Here is a 17,190-nt window from a genome sequence, read left to right as displayed (position 1 = left end):
GACCCAAGGCTTGGCGAATTGCCTGCCGCATGATGCGGCGATACGAACTACCGCTCCAGCGAACGGCGCCCCAGCGGCGCCGTTCCGCATTCTGGGACTTCATTTTGGGACTTCAGGGAAACGTGTGCCATACCTGTTGGGGATTGGCCTTGATGTTTACCCGGCGAAGCTCCAACTAACGGAGAAGAGGCGATGGGTGGGTTTTCGTGCTGTAATGCCGCGCGGTAATCGGCGGTAGGCGGAACCGTCCATGGTCGTTAATATGAGATTCGCGGTTGGCGCTCGCGCGGCTGCGAAATGAAAGGTTGGACAATGGCCAAAATATCCCGCTCTTCCAGCGAAGGTACCTTCGCAGTCCTGCCGTTGCGCGACATCGTCGTGTTCCCGCACATGATCGTCCCGCTGTTCGTGGGCCGTGAGAAGTCGATCAAGGCCCTGGAAGAGGTGATGGGTCAGGAAAAGCAGATCCTGCTTGCGACCCAGATGAATGCCGCCGACGACGATCCCGAGCCCGATGCGATCTACGACATCGGCACGCTTGCCAACGTGTTGCAACTGCTGAAGCTGCCCGACGGCACCGTCAAGGTGCTGGTCGAAGGCACGACGCGCGCCAAGATTCAGTCCTTCACCGACAAGTCCGACTTCCACGAGGCCCACGCGCTCATCCTGAGCGAGCCGGAAGAGGAAGAGGTCGAGGTCGAGGCGCTGGCGCGTTCGGTGGTTTCCGACTTCGAAAACTACGTCAAGCTGAACAAGAAGATTTCGCCCGAAGTGGTTGGTGCTGCCAGCCAGATCGAGGACTATTCCAAGCTCGCCGATACGGTGGCCTCGCATCTCGCGATCAAGATCACCGAGAAGCAGGAGATGCTCGGCACGCTGTCCGTCAAGGAGCGGCTCGAGAAGGCGATGGGCTTCATGGAAGCCGAAATCTCCGTTCTGCAGGTGGAAAAGCGCATCCGCAGCCGCGTCAAGCGGCAGATGGAGAAGACCCAGCGCGAGTACTATCTCAACGAGCAGATGAAGGCGATCCAGAAGGAGCTCGGCGAGGGCGAGGACGGCCGCGACGAGGCTGCCGAGATCGAGGCGCGCATTAAGAAGACCAAGCTGACGAAGGAGGCCCGCGAAAAGGCGGATGCCGAGCTCAAGAAGCTGCGGTCGATGTCGCCGATGTCGGCCGAAGCCACCGTCGTGCGCAACTATCTCGACTGGATCCTGTCGATCCCGTGGGGCAAGAACTCCAAGGTCAAGCAGGACCTGCACTTTGCCCAGGAGGTGCTCGACACCGACCACTACGGCCTGGACAAGGTCAAGGACCGCATCGTCGAGTATCTCGCCGTGCAGAGCCGCCAGAAGAAGCTGAAGGGGCCGATCCTGTGCCTCGTCGGTCCTCCCGGCGTCGGCAAGACCTCGCTCGGCAAGTCGATCGCCAAGGCGACCGGCCGCGAGTTCGTGCGCATGGCGCTCGGCGGCGTGCGTGACGAGGCCGAGATCCGCGGTCACCGCCGCACCTATATCGGCTCGATGCCCGGCAAGGTCATCCAGTCGATGAAGAAGGCGAAGAAGTCCAACCCGCTCTTCCTGCTCGACGAGATCGACAAGATGGGCCAGGACTTCCGCGGCGATCCGTCGTCGGCGCTGCTCGAGGTGCTCGATCCGGAACAGAACGCAACGTTCATGGACCACTATCTCGAAGTCGAATACGACCTGTCGAGCGTGATGTTCGTGACGACGGCGAACACGCTGAACATCCCTGCGCCCTTGATGGACCGCATGGAGATCATCCGTATCGCCGGTTACACCGAGGACGAGAAGGTCGAGATCGCCAAGCGGCACCTGATGCCGAAGGTTGTCCGCGACCACGCGCTCCAGCCCAAGGAGTTCTCGGTTTCCGAAGATGCGATCCGTGCCGTGATCCAGCTCTACACCCGTGAAGCCGGCGTGCGCAGCCTCGAGCGCGAGCTGATGAAGCTCGGGCGCAAGGCCGTCACCGAGATCATCAAGACCAAGAAGAAGTCGGTGAAGGTCACCGCTGCCAATCTGGACGATTATCTCGGCGTGCAGCGCTATCGCTTCGGCCAGGTCGAAGGCGAGGATCAGGTCGGCGTGGTCACCGGGCTTGCCTGGACCGAGGTCGGCGGCGAACTGCTGACGATCGAAGGCGTGATGATGCCCGGCAAGGGCAAGATGACGGTCACCGGCAACCTGCGCGACGTCATGAAGGAGTCGATCTCGGCTGCGGCATCCTATGTCCGTAGCCGTGCCCTCGACTTCGGCGTCGAGCCGCCGCTGTTCGACAAGCGCGACATCCACGTGCACTTGCCCGAGGGCGCCACGCCTAAGGACGGTCCGTCCGCAGGTGCCGCCATGGCCACTGCGATCGTTTCGATCCTGACCGGCATTCCTGTCAGGGCCGACGTCGCGATGACCGGCGAGATCACGCTGCGCGGCCGCATCCTGCCGATCGGCGGGCTGAAGGAGAAGCTGCTTGCAGCCCTGCGCGGCGGCATCAAGAAGGTGCTGATCCCGGAAGACAACGCCAAGGATCTGGCGGAGATTCCGGAAAACGTGAAGAGCGGCATGGAGATCATCCCGGTTTCGCGGGTTGGCGAAGTGTTGCGTCACGCACTCGTCAGGATGCCGGAGCCGATCGAGTGGACCGAACCGGTCGATGTTCCCGCGGCCAAGTCGGATGCCGGCGAGGATGCCGGCAAGGGCTTCGCCCATTAGTTGTATCTAAAGTCGCCGTCAAAACAAAAAGCCGGGCTCGCGCCCGGCTTTTTCATGTGAAAAAACCCCGGAATTCCGGGCTTTTTGCCCCTTTTCGACTTGGTTGTGCCCGAAGTTTTTCCTAAAGTCCGTGTCCTACCGGCTGAGTCTAATGTCCCGGTTTTCTCATGGAAGGGAATTTGAATGAACAAGAACGAACTAGTGTCCGCCGTCGCCGAAGCTTCCAAGCTTTCCAAGGGCGATGCGCAGTCCGCAGTTGATGCGGTGTTCTCCGTCATCACCGGCGAACTGAAGAATGGCGGCGATGTCCGGCTTGTCGGTTTCGGAAATTTCACCGTGTCAAAACGCGCGGAGTCGACCGGCCGCAACCCGCAGACCGGCGCAGAAGTGAAGATCCCGGCTCGCACCGTGCCGAAGTTCTCGGCCGGCAAGGGCCTCAAGGACGCGGTCAACTGATCGCTTTCCAGCCAAGATACTGATCGAAAAGCCGGGCTTGCCCGGCTTTTCTTTTGCCTGAAGCCAGGCGCGCAGCGGGTGGTCTCGCGCTTCAGTAGACCTGGGTTTTCGACCGGCTGATGAAGAAGCCATGGCCGTCATTGCGGCTGCAGCGCAGCCCGGATCTGTCCGACGTGCAGCTGAACGGGCCCTTCCTCCAGCTGTTGCCATAGTCGAGCGCGTGGGAGCCGTCGCAGCATCCGCTGTCGCCAACATTCTGATAACGCTTGGCTTTTCCAGAATTCCCGAGGATGAACCTGAGATAGGTCGGCTCGATGCGGTCGCAGCCGAGTTCCGGGCCGCCATCTTCGGGCTTGTAGACGTCCGAGCCGCCGGCCGGCGTGTACTGGCAGCCGACATTGCCAGAGGGCGTGTTGAAGTAGACGAGGCCGCCGTCGGCCGGGAAGCTCTGTTCCGCAGCCTTTGCATCGATCGAGATCAGGGCGATCACCGCCACCAGCACAGAACGCATCGCCCCTCCAGCGCAACTCCAACGTCCCAAGGCGCAAGATTGCACCGGAACGCGGCAGGTCGACAATGGGGCGTTGATGGAGTGGCCCGGGTTCAACAAAAAAGGGCCGCTGCGGCGGCCCTTTGCGAGTTTGGCTGTATTGGCAAGCGCTCAGGCCTTGACCAGGAATGCCTCGCGCGGCAGGTCCGACAGCACCTCGGCGCGGTTGCCGCGGAGGATGACGATCTCTTCCAGGCGCAGTCCGAAGCGGCCCTGCAGATAGATGCCGGGCTCGATCGAGAACACGTTGCCCTCCTGCAGGATCGTTTCCGACGTGCCGGTGATATAGGGCTGCTCGTGAATGTCGATGCCCAGGCCGTGGCCGGTGCGGTGCAGGAAGTTCGGGCCGTAGCCGGCGGCGGTGATGACGTCGCGGGCGGCCTTGTCGACCTCCTTGGCGGCAACGCCGGGCTTTGCGGCGGCGATTGCTGCCTGCACGGCACGTTCAAGCACGCCGTGCACCTCGTCAAAACCTTCCGGCTTGTCGCCGAACACGCCGACGCGGGTCATGTCGGAGGGATAACCGTCCTTGCGGCCGCCGATATCGATCAGCACGGCCTCGTTCGCCTTGAGCTTGCGGTCGCCGGTGTGATGGTGCGGGAAGGCGCCGTTCTCGCCGAAGCAGACGCTGACGAATTCTCCGGTCGCACCATTGGCTGCGTAGAAGTCACGGATGGCCTTGCCGACTTCGAGTTCGGTCACGCCTTCCCTGAGCGCGGCGAAGCCTGCCTTCATGGCACCGTCATTGAGCACTGCGTTCATCTTGAGCAGCGCATATTCGGCCTCGTCCTTCTTGCCGCGCAGGAAGCTCACCGTGTCGTTCAGGAAGCTGCGCGCAGCACCGGGCAGGGCATCGAGCGCAAGCAGCGCGAAATCGGCGCGCATGGTCTCGTCGAGGGCAACCGAGACGGTGCCGCCCCCAACGCCGCAATCGGCGAGAAGCTGCACCAGGGCCGCCTGCGGACCATCAGCATCGGCCCAGGGATAGAAGGGCAGCTTGGTGTAGGGACGCTGGCTGTCGGCATTCAGGGCCGGCATCAGGAAGCCGGCATGCGTCTGCGACACGATCAAAAGCACCGGGCGTTCGTCGCCATGCGGCGACATGCCGGCGAGCCAGACAAGGTGCGAGGAGGGACCAACGACCACTAGGTCGGTTCCCGTCTCAGCCATGCGCTCGCGCAGCCGCGCCATCCGCTCTTCGTACATCGTCTCTGCCTTCTTCGGATTTGGGGAGGGGTAATGTGAGGTGAGGGCGATGGGACCGCCCGCAATGGGCGGTCCCTGCCAGGCCGGTTCGTCAGTTCTTCTTGACGAGGCGGTAATAGACAAAGTCGGAGGTTGCGCCGTTGACATAGCCTTCGACGTTCTTGGCACGCGCTACCTGGGTCGCAGCCTGGAACATGACGACGATCGGCGACTTCTCCTGCACCTTCTTCTGCAGGTCGACATACATTGCGCTGCGCTTGGCCGGGTCGGCCTCGGCGAGAGCTGCCTTGGTCTCGTTGTTCAGCTCTTCCGGAACCGCCCAGCTGTTACGCCAGGTGGTGGTCGACTGGTAGTTTCCGTCGGAGTTGTCGGTGTTGTAGGCAAAAGCCTTGGCGTTGGAGTGCGGGTCCATGAAATCGGGCCCCCAGTACAGCAGCATCGCCTCATGCGTGCGGGCGCGGTACTTGGTGATCACCTGCGAGCCGGTGCCCGGCACGATATCGAAGTTGATGCCGGCTTCGGCGAAGCTTGCCTGCAGCGACTGCGCCATGTCGGTGAACGGCGTCGAATTGATGACGTCGAGCGTCACCTTGATCGGCGTCTTGATGCCGGCGTCAGCCAGGATCTGCTTGGCCTTGGCCGGATCGTAGCTGTAGGGCGTCTCGTCGAGCGAACCCGGGAAGCCCTTCGGCCAGAAGGCCTGGTGCGTCTGCATCTGGCCCTTCAGGAACGTGTCGGTCATGCCCTTGTAGTTGACCAGGTAGCGGGCGGCGTCCCATACGGCCGGCGGTGTCAGCGATTCGGTCTTCTGGTTGAACGACAGGAAGTGCACGGCCGCCTGCGGATAGGTCTCGGTGGTTACCTTGTCGCTGCCGGCAAGCGTTGCGATCTGGTCCGAGGTCAGGTTCTTGGCCATGTCGACATCGCCCGACTGCAGCAGCAGCTGCTGGGTCGCGGCTTCGGCGACGTGTCGGATGATGACGCCCTTGATGGCTGGCGCGCCGTTGAAATAGTCGGGGTTGGCGGTCAGGTTGATCAGCTCGCCGGGGCGGAACGCCTTGAGCACGAACGGGCCGGTGCCGGCCGAGTTCGACTTCAGCCAGGCATTGCCCATGTCGCCATTGGCCTCGTTGGCCTGCAGCGTCACCGCGTCGACGATCGAACCCGGACGGGCGGCCAGCACGTTGAGCACGAAGGCCGAAGCAAAGTCGCCGGCATATTTGATGACGACCTTGTTGCCGTCGGCCTTGACCATCGAATCGAAATTCTCGGGCGTCCAGCCGAGCTGGGTCAGGATGAAGGCCGGTGCCTTGTTCAGCACGATGACGCGCTTGAACGAATAGACCACGTCCTCGGCGCGCAGCGGGTTGCCCGAGGTGAACTTGACGCCGTCGCGCAGCGTGAATGTGATGGTCTTGTTGGCGTCGTCGACGGCCCATTCCTTGGCGAGGCCGGCGGCCAGCGTCTTGGTGTCGGCGGCGTCGTACTGGACGAGGCGGTCATAGGTCTGGGAGACATATTCGCCCGATGAGAACTCGTATGCCTCGGCCGGGTCGATGCTGACGATGTCGTCGATGTTCTGCGCCACCACGAGCACGCCTGCGGGCGTGGCTGCAAGGCTGATGGCGGGCGTCATCGGCATCGCCAGCGCCGCGGCGAGCAGCGCGGCTTTGAACAGTTTCATCATTTTCTCTCCTTTTTGGTTCCCGTTGTCTTCTCTTCGGCCCGTGAACCGCGCAGGGCCGGATGCTCCGTGCGCGACCTGAACATCGGCAAGGTGCCGGTCCACAGCATGCGCGCGAACTGTTGGGTGTCGTTCGACCAGGAATGCGGACGATTGCCGCGGAAATGCAGGCTGTCGCCGGCCGAAAGCACCATCTCTTCGTCCTCGAGGCGCTGGGTGATCGAGCCTTCGAGGATGAACAGGATTTCCTCGCCTTCATGGCTGACCGTCTCGGAGCGGTAACCTGGCGGGACATTGAGGACGAAGGACGAGAGCACGTTGCCGGTGAAGTCGGCGGCGATGCGCTCATAGACGATCGACGAGCCGTCGACCGAGAATCGGTTGCGCTCGGCCGCGCGGGTCAATCCATCCTCGGCGCTGGGCGTGGCGATGAAATAATCCACACCCACGTCGAGGCTGCGGGCGATCTGGGCGAGGGTGCCGAGCGAGGGGGTGGCATGATCGCGTTCGACCTGGCTGAGGTAACCGACCGAAATGCCTGCGGCGTCACACAATTCCTGCAATGTCATCGAAAGCTGGCGGCGGCGGGCACGGATCAGCGCGCCAACCTTGGGCTGGCTCGACGGCGTGTTTTTGCTGGCCTCCGAGGACACGCTTTTTTGCTCCCATCAAAATTTTTTTGATCTAACCAAAATTTTTTGTATAGTCCAAGCAGAATTTTGCTCGACAGAAAACATCCGTGCCGCATCCGCGACGCGGCCAATGTGGTAGGAACAAAGACCGCGTGGCATCAGAAACCTCTACCGCCGCCAAGGCGCTTCCAACTGGGCCTGGCGGCTCGTCGCGCAACGCGCGGCACGCCTGGAAAACGGTGAAGGGCCTGCTCGGCGTCATCGTCGCCGTTGCCTTCACCTTCCTCGGCCTCCTTGCCATCACCTTCTTCATCGGTCGCGTGGTGCCGATCGATCCGGTCCTCGCCGTCGTCGGCGACCGCGCCCCGCGCGCCGTCTACGAGGCCGTGCGCATCGAGATGGGCCTGGACAAGCCGCTGGTCGTCCAGTTCTTCCACTATGTCGGCAATGTGCTGACAGGCGATCTCGGCATGTCGGTCTCGACGGGCCGGCCCGTCGCCGAGGATCTGGCCCGGGTCTTCCCCGCAACGCTGGAGATGGCGACGATCGGCATCATCATCGGCGTGCTGATGGGCGTGCCGATGGGCGTCTATGCCGCCAGCCGCCAGGGCAGCCTCGTCGACCAGGTCATCCGCGTCGTCGGCCTGCTCGGCTATTCGGTGCCGGCGTTCTGGCTCGGTCTCGTCGGGCTCGCGCTGTTCTACGCCAAGCTGCAGTGGGTCGGCGGTCCTGGCCGCATCGACATCTTCTACGATGGCCTGGTCGAGCCGGTCACCGGCCTGCTTCTGATCGACAGCCTGATTGCCGGCGACACCGAGATCTTCGTCAACGCGCTGACCCATATCGCGCTGCCGGCTGCGGTGCTTGGCTTTTTCAGCCTTGCCTACATCGCCCGCATGACGCGGTCCTTCATGCTCGACCAGCTGGCGCAGGAATATGTCACCACCGCCCGCGTCAAGGGCGTGTCGGAGCGGCTGGTGTTGTGGCGCCACGCCTTCCGGCCGATCCTTGTGCCGCTGATCACGGTCATCGGCCTGTCCTATGCCGGCCTGCTCGAAGGGTCGGTGATGATCGAGACAGTGTTCTCCTGGCCGGGCATCGGCAACTACCTGACGACAGCGCTGCTCAATGCCGACATGAACGCCGTTCTGGGCGCGACGCTGGTCATCGGCGCCGTCTTCATCGGCATCAACAAGATTTCGGACGTGCTCTACCGCGTCCTCGACCCGAGGGCACGCTGATGGCTACTGGACGTGACTGGCTTCTCGACGATTCGCCGTCCTCGCGCCTGCAGGCCCGGCTTGGCCGCAGCTACCGGCTGAGCCGCGCGCTGGCGCGCAACCCGCTCGCCATGGTCGGCGCGGTCATCGTGCTGACGCTGATCCTGGTGGCGCTGTTCGCGCCCTGGATCGCCACCCATTCGCCCGTCGGCCAGGATCTTGCCATGCGGCTCAAGCCGCCGAGCTGGGACAACTGGATGGGCACCGACGAGCTTGGCCGCGACATCTGGAGCCGTGTGGTCTACGGCGCGCGCATCACGCTGATGATCGTGGCGCTGGTGGCCGTCCTTGCCGCGCCCGTTGGCCTGATCATCGGCGCCGTCGCCGGCTATTTCGGCGGCTGGGTCGATCGCATCCTGATGGGCATCACCGACATCTTCCTGTCGATGCCGAAGCTGATCCTGGCGCTGGCTTTCGTGGCAGCACTTGGACCCGGCATCCAGAACGCCATCATCGCCATCGCGATTGCGACCTGGCCCGGCTATGCCCGCATCGCCCGCGCCGAAACCCTGACCATCCGCAATTCGGAGTTCGTTGCGGCCGTCGAGCTGCAGGGCGCTTCGTCGTTCCGCGTCATCGTCAACCACATCCTGCCGCTGTGCACCTCCTCGATGATCATCCGCGTCACGCTCGACATGGCCGGCATCATCCTGACCGCCGCCGGCCTCGGCTTCATCGGTCTCGGCGCCCAGCCGCCGCTGCCGGAATGGGGCGCGATGATCTCGCGCGGCCGCTCCTTCATCCTTGACCAGTGGTGGGTGGCGACGATGCCCGGCTTTGCCATCGTCATCGTCAGTCTCGGCTTCTGTTTCCTCGGCGACGGCCTGCGCGATGTGCTCGACCCCAAGCATGGAGATCGGCAATGACTGCGCTGCTTGAAATCCGCAACCTGAAGGTCACGTTCCCGACGGCGCGTGGTCCTGTCGACGTGGTCAAGGGCCTGTCGCTGACGCTCGGCCGTGAGCGCCTCGGCATCGTCGGCGAGAGCGGCTCCGGCAAGTCGATGACCGGCCGCTCGATCCTGCGGCTGATCCGCTCGCCCGGCCGGGTCACCGCAGATGAGATGACCTTCAACGGCACCGACCTCCTGTCGCTGTCGGAAAAGCAAATGCGCTCGATCCGCGGCGCGCGCATTTCTATGGTGATGCAGGACCCGAAATTCTCGCTCAACCCGGTCATGACCATCGGCGATCAGATCGCCGAGGCATTGCTGACCCACCAGAAGCTGGCGCGCAGCGACATCCGCAGCCGTACGCTCGCCATGCTCGAAGCGGTGCGCATCAACGATCCGGAGCGGGTGCTCGGGCTCTACCCGCACGAGGTCTCGGGCGGCATGGGCCAGCGCGTCATGATCGCGATGATGCTCATCCCGGAGCCCGATCTTCTGATCGCCGACGAGCCGACCTCGGCGCTCGACGTCTCGGTCCAGGCCCAGGTGCTCGAAATCATCGACGACCTGGTCAAGCGCAAGGGCATGGGGCTGATCCTGATCAGCCACGACCTTGACCTCGTCTCGGCCTATTGCGACCGCATCCTGGTGATGCGCAGCGGCGAGGTGGTCGAGGAGTGCGATGCCGGCGAACTCAGGAACGCCAGGCATCCCTATACGCAGGGCCTGCTCGCCTCGATCCCGCGCCTCGACGAGAGCCGCGACGAGCTTCCTGTCCTCGAACGTACTGGGGCTTCGACATGACGGCGCTGGCCATCGACAATCTCGACATCTCCTATGGCGATTCGAAGGTCACCCACGGCATCGGCTTCGAAGTCGCCGAGGGCGAGAGCTTTGCGCTTGTCGGCGAGAGCGGCTCGGGCAAGACCACCGTGCTCAAGGCCATTGCCGGCATGGCCAAAAGCTGGACCGGCTCGATCTCGGTCTTCGGCGAGCCGCGCACCCATGGCATCGACCGTGCTTTTGCCAGGCAATGCCAGATGGTGTTCCAGGACCCCTATGGTTCGCTGCATCCGCGCAAGACTGTCGATGCGACGCTGAGCGAGCCGCTGACCATCCACGGCATCGGCAACAGCGGCGCGCGCGTCGACGAGGTGATGCAGTCGGTCGGCCTCGACCGCCGCTTCCGCTTCCGTTTTCCGCATCAGCTCTCGGGCGGCCAGCGCCAGCGCGTGGCGATTGCCCGTGCGCTGATCCTCAAGCCGAGGATGCTGTTGCTGGACGAGCCGACCTCGGCGCTCGACGTTTCGGTACAGGCGGAAATCCTCAATTTGCTCAAGCGCCTGCGCCGCGAGCAGGGGCTGACCTATCTGATGGTCACGCACAATCTGCCCGTCGTGTCGTTCCTGTGCGACCGCCTTGCCGTGATGCGCCATGGCCGGGTCGTCGAGGTAGCTGATGTCGACCAGCTCAAGCGCGGCGAGCTCGTCGATCCCTATTCGCGCGAACTGACCAGGTTCAGCGCGTCTCTTCCCAAGACTTGAAATAGAGGTACATCATGACAGAGACCAATTTCGCCGAGGCGCTGGCCGCCTTCGATGCCGCCATTGCGACCACGTCAGAGGTCGAGGGCGTGTGGGCGGCGCTGCAGGCTCTGGCAGACGTGATCGTCGGCGCCAAGCTGTTCACCGTGATGAAGCTCGACTGGGCGACCGAAGTTTCGGGCCGCACCTACACCAGCCATCCCGATGCCTATCCCGTTTCGGGCACCAAGCCGATCAACCGCACCCACTGGTTCGAGACGATCCACGTCCAGCGTAAGCCCTTCGTCGCCAACACCATCAAGGACATTGCCGACGTCTTCCCCGATCACGAGCTGATCTGGTCGCTCGGCTGCGGTTCGGTGCTCAACTGGCCGGTCTTTGTCGGCGACGTCATGCTGGGCACCGTCAACATGCTGCACGAGGAGCATTATTACACGCCGGCGCGCGTCGAGGCCGCCACGCAGCTGTCGCTGGCCGCCAAGGCTGCCTTCCTCGCCGTCGAGCATCTCGAACGCCGCTAGAACCAGATTGATGCCGGGCCGTCTGTCGGCCCGGCTCCAAGGCATGATCCCGAAGAACGGGACCGGTTTTCGGAAAAGATCATGCGTCGGCAAGAAGACAGAGCCCCGTTCCGGTTCATCGGAATGGAACAGGCTTTAATGACTGCTGACCAGTGCCGGGATCGGAAGCCTGGCACTGGCTTCGTCAAGGATCGAGAAGTTGTAGCGGCCGGCCTGGTCGCGCTCGACCGAATATGTCAGCCGGTCGGCGATGCGGTTGTCCTTGTCGAAGGTCAGGACGCGCGGCTTGAGCGCGGTGATCTCGCTTTCGTTCAGATAGACCGAATTGCAGATGATGACCTGGTCGCCGGCCTGGCATGTGCGGGCGGCAGCACCATTGAGGATGCAGCAGCGTGAGCCGCGCTCGCCGAGGATGACATAGGTCGAGATTCGCGCGCCGGAGCTCTTGTTCCAGATCTCGACGAACTCCATCGGCAGAATGCCGGCTTCTTCGCAATGGTCGGGGTCGAGCGTGATCGAGCCGTGATAATTGAGGTTGGCTTCGGTGACATGGATGCCGTGCAGCTTGCCGGCGACGATCTTGCGCATTGTTCCTCCCTGATACGCCAGCCGGCGCGACGCTACATTCCAACCACCAACGCACCGCCGGTCATGCCGGCGCCTGCCGCCGAGAGCAAAAGCGTCTCGCCCGGCCGGAACGGCATTGTCCGATGCGCCAGCGCCAGTGACAGCGGGATCGTCGCCGCCGACGAATTGCCGTAGTCGGCGATCGTCTTGACGATCCTGTCGTCGGCGATGCCGAGCGACTTGCCCACCGCATTGAAGATACGGGCATTGGCCTGGTGCGGCACGAAGCGGCTGACGGCTGATGTCTCCAGGCCTGCCGCAGCAAGCGCCTCCGTAGAGCAACGGCTCATCATCTCGACCGCCTTGGCGAACACCGCGCGTCCATCTGCGATGGTCATGCGCGTCTCTGTGATGTCGAGTTCGTCCGAGAAGGGCCGGTTGCTGCCGCCGGCGGGGATCTGGATCAAGCCGTAGCCGCCGCCATCGGCGGAAACGGACGCACCCAGAATGCCGTGGCCCGCGTCGTCGGAAGGCGTCAGCACGACCGCTCCGGCAGCGTCCGCAAACAGCACGCTACTTGCCCGCTCGGCCGGATTGATGCGGCGGCTCAGGATGTTGGCGGCGATGACGATCGCCGGCTTGTTGTGCAGACGCACGAAACCGTCGGCGAAGGTCAGCGCATAGATGAAACCGGCGCAGGCGCCGGCGAGGTCGATGCCGCCCGACCTGGCGAGGCCGAGCTTATGCGCCACCAGAGGTGCGCTCGGCGGCAACAGGTGGTCGGGCGTCGAGGTGGCGAGCAAAAGCAGGCCGACATCCTCGCGCGCGATTTCAGCCTGCTGCAGCGCCATCTCCCCGGCATGTGCCGCGAGGTCGGACAACGTGTCCTCAGGCTCGGCCCAGTAGCGTGAGCGGATGCCGGTGCGGCCTTCGATCCAGCCGGCGTCGAGGCCGAGGCTCGCCTCGATCTCGGCGTTCTCGACCTTGCGGCCCGGCACATGGTGGCCGAAGCCCGATATGCGCGCGGTCCGGCTCATCCGCTCTTCGCCAGCTCGGCGGCCTCGTCGACGGCGTCATAGAGCCGGTCGAGCTCGGCTGCGGTGACGCAATAGGGCGGCAATAGGTAGACGACATTGCCGAGCGGCCGGACCAGGAGGCCGCGCTCGAGGAAAAATGCGCGCATCTTCGGCCCGACTTCGGCGAGATAACCTGCCTTGCCGACACGCAGGTCGACGGCGGCGATGGTGCCGGCCGTGCGCACGTTCTCGAAACGTGCATCGCCGTTGAAGCGCGCGATCTTCTCCGCCTGCATCTTCGACAAGGCCGCCACACGCTCAGTCACCGACTCGTCGCGCCAAATCCCGACATTGGCGAGGGCCGCAGCACAGGCGATGGGGTTCGCGGTGTAGGAGCTCGAATGAAAGAAGGTCTTGGCGCGATCGGTGGAGAAATGCGCCCGGAAGATCGCGTCGGTGGCGAGCGTGGCTGCCAGCGGCACCGAGCCGCCGGTCAGGCCCTTCGATGTGCAGAGAATGTCGGGCGTGATGCCAGCCTGTTCGCAGGCGAACATGGTTCCGGTGCGGCCCCATCCGGTCATCACCTCGTCGGCGATGAACAGCGTGCCGGACTTTTCGGCGATGCGCTTGAGCTCGGTCAGCACCCGGGCCGGATAGATCAGCATGCCGCCGGCGCCGAGCACCAAGGGTTCGACGATGACGCCAGCAGCCTTGCCGTCGCGGGTCAAAGCCTCGAAGCGGTCGAGCGTCTCCTGTTCGCGGCCGGCTGCGGGGAAGGGGATGGTGTCGACCTCGAACAGCAGCGGGTCGTAGGCGGCGTTGAACACGCCGCGTTCGCCGACGCTCATCGTGCCGATGGTGTCGCCATGATAGCTGTGCTCCATCACGACGAGGCGCGAGCGCGGAGAACCATTGTTGCGGTGGAAACCGAGCGCCATCTTCAGCGCCACCTCGACGCTGGTCGAGCCGCTGTCGGAAAAAAACACCCAGTCGAGGCCTGACGGCGCCATCTCGACAAGTGCCGAGGCCAATTTTTCCGCTGGCTCGTGGGTCAGGCCGGCGAAGATGACCTGATCGAGTGTTTCGGTGGCATTTCGGATCGCCTCGACGATTTTCGGATGGCGGTGGCCATGGGTGATGACCCACCAGGAGGAGATCGCGTCGAGGATGCGCTTGCCGTCTGTCGTTTCGACATAGGCGCCCTCGGTGCGCGCGATGACGGGCGGCACGGGCTCGGTGGCGTGCTGGGTGAAGGGATGCCAGACGGCGGAACGGTTCATGGCTTTGCCTGCAACAGCTGGGCCTCCAGGAAGTCGGCCGCGTTGAAGCTCGTCCGCATGGCCTCGGCGAGCGTTTCGGGCGTCAGCGGGTCGAGCCGGGGCAGGCGGCCAAGCACACGCACTTTGCCCATCTCGGCGATGGTGCGCTGGGTGTCTGCCATCTCGTCGCCGATGAAGGCTATGCCCAGCAGCGGCACCGAGCGGGCGCGCAAGGCCTCGATGGACAAGAGCGTGTGGTTGATCGTTCCGAGGCCGGTGCGGGCGCAGAGCACCACCGGTGCCGCCCAGCGCGCGAAGACATCGATGTAGAGCGTGCGCCGGTTGACCGGCACCATCAGCCCGCCGGCGCCTTCAACGACCAGTGGCCGTGCGGTGGCGGGCAAAGCGAGCGCGTCGGTGTCGATCTCGACGCCGTCGAGTTCGGCAGCGCGGTGCGGCGACAGCGGCTCCTTCAGCCGCCACGCCTCGGGCAGCACCCGTTCAGGCGCAAGGCCGGCGAGGCGGGTCACGATCTCGCTGTCGGTCTCGTCCTCGATGCCCGACTGCACCGGCTTCCAGTAGACGCCGTCGAGCAGGGCGGTCAGGCCCGCGGCGAACACGGTCTTGCCGATGCCGGTGTCGGTGCCGGTGACCACGATCCTGGGCAGCGCCGTCATTGCGAGCATTCCTGCTGAAGGGCTGCAAACAGCGAGGAAACATCGTCCTCGCCGATATTGAGCGTCAGCGAGATTCTCAGCCGCGCCGTGCCCTCGGGCACTGTCGGCGGGCGGATGCCGCGCACGTCGAAGCCGCGCGCCTGCAGCGCTTCGGCAAGCTGCATGGCGCGCGCATTGTCGCCGATGACGATGGGCAGGATCTGCGATCCGCTTGGCACAAAGCCAAGCGTCTCCGCCTTGTCGCCGGCGAGCTTCACCAGCCTGGCCAGCCGCTCGCGCCGCTCTGGTTCGTCGGCGATGATGTCGAGTGCCGTGGCAGACGCCACCGCCATCAGCGGCGAGGGCGCCGTGGCATAGATGAAGGGTCGGCAGCGGTTGACGAGATAGTCGCATAAAACCGCCGAGGCCGTGACCAGCGCGCCCGATGCGCCCAGCGCCTTGCCGCAGGTGTGCAGCACGACGACATTGTCGCGGCCTTCGAGATGGTGCGCCAGCCCGCGCCCATCGGGGCCGTAGACGCCCGTCGAATGCGCCTCGTCGACGAACAGGAAGGCCTCGTGCCGGTCGGTGACTTCGGCGAGGTCGTCGAGCGGGGCGAAATCGCCATCCATCGAGTAGAGGCTTTCGGTGACGATCCAGGCACGTCCGGTGCCGCCGCCCGTGCGCCAGCTCCGGATGGCGTCGTCCACAGCGCTGGCGTCATTGTGCTTTGCTTCCACCACCTCGGCGCGGCCGGCGCGCGCGCCTTCATGGGCGCTGGCATGGATCAGCTCGTCGAGCACGATCAGATCGCCTTTTTGCGGCAAGGTGGTGAGCACGGCGAAATTGGCGACATAACCGCCGCCGAAGAACAGCGCCCGTTCGGCACCGAAGAAGCTCGCGGCCTTCTCTTCCAGTGCCTCGTGTTCGGGGTCGTTGCCGCGCAACAGCCGCGAGCCGGTGGCGCCGACCGATGTACCGTTGGCGAGGGCAGCGGCGACCGCATCGGCCATGCGCTTGCTGCCGGCCAGTCCGAGATAGTCGTTGGAAGCGAAATCGAGCCCGGCTCGGCCGCTCAGCGCACGCAGCCGACTCTTGCGGGCCAGCCCGCGCAGGCTGGCCTCGTAGCGGTCGAGCAAAGCCCGCCCTGTCACCCCGCGTCGAGCTCCATCGGCTGGATGCCGAGACGACGGAACAGCGCCGTGTCCTTGTCTTCGCCGGGGTTTTCGGCGGTCAAAAGCGTGTCGCCGACGAAGATCGAGTTGGCACCGGCAAAGAAACACAGCGCCTGCATCTCGTCGCTCATCGCCGTGCGGCCGGCCGACAGGCGCACATGCGACTTCGGCATCATGATGCGGGCAAGTGCGATGGTGCGGACGAATTCGATCGGCTCGATCGGATCGGCTTCGCCGAGCGGCGTGCCCTCGATCGGGATCAGCATGTTGATCGGCACCGAGTCGGGATGCTCGGGCAGGTTGGCGAGCGTCAACAGCATGTCGACGCGGTCGGCCTTTTCCTCGCCCATGCCGACGATGCCGCCGCAGCAGACCTTGATGCCGCTGTCGCGGACATTGGCCAGCGTATCCAGCCGGTCGGCGAAGGTGCGGGTGGTGATGATCTCGCTGTAGTAGCGCTCGGAGGTGTCGATGTTGTGGTTGTAATAGTCGAGTCCGGCCTGCTTCAGGCGCTGGGCCTGGCCGAGATCGAGCATGCCGAGCGTCATGCAGGTCTCCATGCCGAGATCCTTGACGCCCTCGATCATGGCGACGACGGCGTCCATGTCGCGTTCCTTGGGGCTGCGCCAGGCAGCGCCCATGCAGTAGCGGGTGGCGCCGCCGTCCTTGGCCTTCTTCGCCTCGGCCAGAACACGCTGCACCTCCATCAGCTTGGAGGCCTGGAGGCCGGATTCATGCCGCGACGACTGGCTGCAATAGCCGCAATCCTCAGGGCAGCCGCCTGTCTTGATCGACAGCAGGCGCGACATCTGCACCCGGTTGGGGTCGAAATTCTCGCGATGGACGGTCTGTGCCCGAAACAGCAGGTCGTTGAAGGGCGAATCGTAGATCGCCTGGGCTTCCGCGCGGCTCCACTGCGGACGCGCGGCATTGATCTCGGTTGCGGCTGCGTTCAGGTGCAAATCGGCGTTCATGCGCTCTCCATTGCCAAGACGTGTCCTTGCCATCCCCACCCGGGGCGGGACCAT

17 protein-coding genes are annotated in these 17,190 nt (G+C 64.2%); 7 read left to right on the top strand and 10 right to left on the bottom strand.

The genetic code is table 11. The features are described from left to right. Positions 1–312 precede the first annotated feature (312 nt). Together lon and IG197_RS03420 are read left to right on the top strand one after the other, a co-directional pair. Positions 313–2,727: an endopeptidase La gene (lon, locus tag IG197_RS03425; RefSeq protein ID WP_067962855.1), complete on the top strand. Its 2,415-nt coding sequence runs from the start codon at positions 313–315 to the stop codon at positions 2,725–2,727. A 183-nt stretch (positions 2,728–2,910) separates the two neighbouring features. Next, positions 2,911–3,183 carry an HU family DNA-binding protein gene (locus IG197_RS03420; protein ID WP_018427423.1) on the top strand — a complete coding sequence of 91 codons (273 nt, stop codon included), beginning with the start codon at positions 2,911–2,913 and terminating at the stop codon, positions 3,181–3,183. Between the two features lie 91 nt (positions 3,184–3,274). Here IG197_RS03420 and IG197_RS03415 read toward each other — a convergent pair whose 3' ends face one another. From IG197_RS03415 to IG197_RS03400, 4 genes are all read right to left on the bottom strand, one after another. Continuing rightward, complete coding sequence (locus IG197_RS03415; protein ID WP_246765294.1) at positions 3,275–3,694, bottom strand: DUF6636 domain-containing protein; 420 nt, start codon at positions 3,692–3,694, stop codon at positions 3,275–3,277. Positions 3,695–3,844: 150 nt separating this feature from the next. After that, on the bottom strand, positions 3,845–4,939 hold the full coding sequence (locus IG197_RS03410; protein ID WP_192316968.1) for a Xaa-Pro peptidase family protein: 1,095 nt from the start codon (positions 4,937–4,939) through the stop codon (positions 3,845–3,847). Positions 4,940–5,030: 91 nt separating this feature from the next. Next, positions 5,031–6,623, bottom strand: coding sequence for an ABC transporter substrate-binding protein (locus IG197_RS03405; RefSeq protein ID WP_192319549.1), 1,593 nt, complete (start codon positions 6,621–6,623; stop codon positions 5,031–5,033). Then, positions 6,623–7,276, bottom strand: coding sequence for a helix-turn-helix domain-containing protein (locus tag IG197_RS03400; RefSeq protein WP_067962845.1), 654 nt, complete (start codon positions 7,274–7,276; stop codon positions 6,623–6,625). The genes IG197_RS03405 and IG197_RS03400 overlap by 1 nt, the downstream gene beginning before the upstream one ends. Positions 7,277–7,503: 227 nt before the next feature. On the opposite strand from IG197_RS03400, the gene IG197_RS03395 reads away from it, so the two are divergent. Genes IG197_RS03395 through IG197_RS03375 form a run of 5 tightly spaced genes read left to right on the top strand, consistent with a single transcriptional unit; the run spans position 7,504 to position 11,489 of the window. After that, entirely contained in the window at positions 7,504–8,496 is a 993-nt protein-coding gene (locus IG197_RS03395) for an ABC transporter permease (RefSeq protein ID WP_210346918.1), read from the top strand. Then, complete coding sequence (locus IG197_RS03390; RefSeq protein ID WP_067962843.1) at positions 8,496–9,401, top strand: ABC transporter permease; 906 nt, start codon at positions 8,496–8,498, stop codon at positions 9,399–9,401. The genes IG197_RS03395 and IG197_RS03390 overlap by 1 nt, the downstream gene beginning before the upstream one ends. After that, complete coding sequence (locus tag IG197_RS03385) at positions 9,398–10,228, top strand: ABC transporter ATP-binding protein (RefSeq protein ID WP_192316964.1); 831 nt, start codon at positions 9,398–9,400, stop codon at positions 10,226–10,228. The genes IG197_RS03390 and IG197_RS03385 overlap by 4 nt, the downstream gene beginning before the upstream one ends. Then, complete coding sequence (locus IG197_RS03380) at positions 10,225–10,968, top strand: ABC transporter ATP-binding protein (protein ID WP_192316962.1); 744 nt, start codon at positions 10,225–10,227, stop codon at positions 10,966–10,968. Before IG197_RS03385 ends, IG197_RS03380 begins: the two co-directional genes overlap by 4 nt. Before the next feature lie 14 nt (positions 10,969–10,982). Then, on the top strand, positions 10,983–11,489 hold the full coding sequence (locus tag IG197_RS03375; protein ID WP_192316960.1) for a GAF domain-containing protein: 507 nt from the start codon (positions 10,983–10,985) through the stop codon (positions 11,487–11,489). Between the two features lie 135 nt (positions 11,490–11,624). Here the strand turns inward: IG197_RS03375 and panD are convergent, their stop codons facing one another. The 6 genes from panD to bioB are packed head-to-tail and all read right to left on the bottom strand — an operon-like array spanning position 11,625 to position 17,136. Next, positions 11,625–12,077, bottom strand: coding sequence for an aspartate 1-decarboxylase (gene panD / locus IG197_RS03370; RefSeq protein WP_192316958.1), 453 nt, complete (start codon positions 12,075–12,077; stop codon positions 11,625–11,627). A 32-nt stretch (positions 12,078–12,109) separates the two neighbouring features. Next, complete coding sequence (locus IG197_RS03365) at positions 12,110–13,093, bottom strand: beta-ketoacyl-ACP synthase III (RefSeq protein WP_192316956.1); 984 nt, start codon at positions 13,091–13,093, stop codon at positions 12,110–12,112. Continuing rightward, positions 13,090–14,352, bottom strand: coding sequence for an adenosylmethionine--8-amino-7-oxononanoate transaminase (locus IG197_RS03360; protein WP_192316954.1), 1,263 nt, complete (start codon positions 14,350–14,352; stop codon positions 13,090–13,092). The genes IG197_RS03365 and IG197_RS03360 overlap by 4 nt, the downstream gene beginning before the upstream one ends. Further along, on the bottom strand, positions 14,349–15,008 hold the full coding sequence (gene bioD, locus IG197_RS03355) for a dethiobiotin synthase (RefSeq protein ID WP_192316952.1): 660 nt from the start codon (positions 15,006–15,008) through the stop codon (positions 14,349–14,351). Before bioD ends, IG197_RS03360 begins: the two co-directional genes overlap by 4 nt. Further along, complete coding sequence (locus IG197_RS03350) at positions 15,005–16,141, bottom strand: 8-amino-7-oxononanoate synthase (RefSeq protein WP_192316950.1); 1,137 nt, start codon at positions 16,139–16,141, stop codon at positions 15,005–15,007. The genes bioD and IG197_RS03350 overlap by 4 nt, the downstream gene beginning before the upstream one ends. Next, positions 16,138–17,136 (bottom strand): biotin synthase BioB, encoded by a 999-nt coding sequence (gene bioB, locus IG197_RS03345; protein WP_192316948.1) that lies wholly within the window; start codon positions 17,134–17,136, stop codon positions 16,138–16,140. The genes IG197_RS03350 and bioB overlap by 4 nt, the downstream gene beginning before the upstream one ends. Positions 17,137–17,190: the final 54 nt, after the last annotated feature.

This window comes from Aminobacter sp. SR38, assembly GCF_014843375.1.
Classification (GTDB): domain Bacteria; phylum Pseudomonadota; class Alphaproteobacteria; order Rhizobiales; family Rhizobiaceae; genus Aminobacter; species Aminobacter ciceronei.
This window is presented reverse-complemented; position numbering and strand designations above follow the sequence as displayed.

Excerpts from the sequence above, each read along its gene's own strand:
- lon (WP_067962855.1), top strand. The coding sequence starts at position 313 with ATGGCCAAAATATCCCGCTCTTCCAGCGAAGGTACCTTCGCAGTCCTG.
- IG197_RS03420 (WP_018427423.1), top strand. The coding sequence starts at position 2,911 with ATGAACAAGAACGAACTAGTGTCCGCCGTCGCCGAAGCTTCCAAGCTT.
- IG197_RS03415 (WP_246765294.1), bottom strand. The coding sequence starts at position 3,694 with ATGCGTTCTGTGCTGGTGGCGGTGATCGCCCTGATCTCGATCGATGCA.
- IG197_RS03410 (WP_192316968.1), bottom strand. The coding sequence starts at position 4,939 with ATGTACGAAGAGCGGATGGCGCGGCTGCGCGAGCGCATGGCTGAGACG.
- IG197_RS03405 (WP_192319549.1), bottom strand. The coding sequence starts at position 6,623 with ATGAAACTGTTCAAAGCCGCGCTGCTCGCCGCGGCGCTGGCGATGCCG.
- IG197_RS03390 (WP_067962843.1), top strand. The coding sequence starts at position 8,496 with ATGGCTACTGGACGTGACTGGCTTCTCGACGATTCGCCGTCCTCGCGC.
- IG197_RS03385 (WP_192316964.1), top strand. The coding sequence starts at position 9,398 with ATGACTGCGCTGCTTGAAATCCGCAACCTGAAGGTCACGTTCCCGACG.
- IG197_RS03380 (WP_192316962.1), top strand. The coding sequence starts at position 10,225 with ATGACGGCGCTGGCCATCGACAATCTCGACATCTCCTATGGCGATTCG.
- IG197_RS03375 (WP_192316960.1), top strand. The coding sequence starts at position 10,983 with ATGACAGAGACCAATTTCGCCGAGGCGCTGGCCGCCTTCGATGCCGCC.
- panD (WP_192316958.1), bottom strand. The coding sequence starts at position 12,077 with ATGCGCAAGATCGTCGCCGGCAAGCTGCACGGCATCCATGTCACCGAA.
- IG197_RS03365 (WP_192316956.1), bottom strand. The coding sequence starts at position 13,093 with ATGAGCCGGACCGCGCGCATATCGGGCTTCGGCCACCATGTGCCGGGC.
- IG197_RS03360 (WP_192316954.1), bottom strand. The coding sequence starts at position 14,352 with ATGAACCGTTCCGCCGTCTGGCATCCCTTCACCCAGCACGCCACCGAG.
- bioD (WP_192316952.1), bottom strand. The coding sequence starts at position 15,008 with ATGACGGCGCTGCCCAGGATCGTGGTCACCGGCACCGACACCGGCATC.
- bioB (WP_192316948.1), bottom strand. The coding sequence starts at position 17,136 with ATGAACGCCGATTTGCACCTGAACGCAGCCGCAACCGAGATCAATGCC.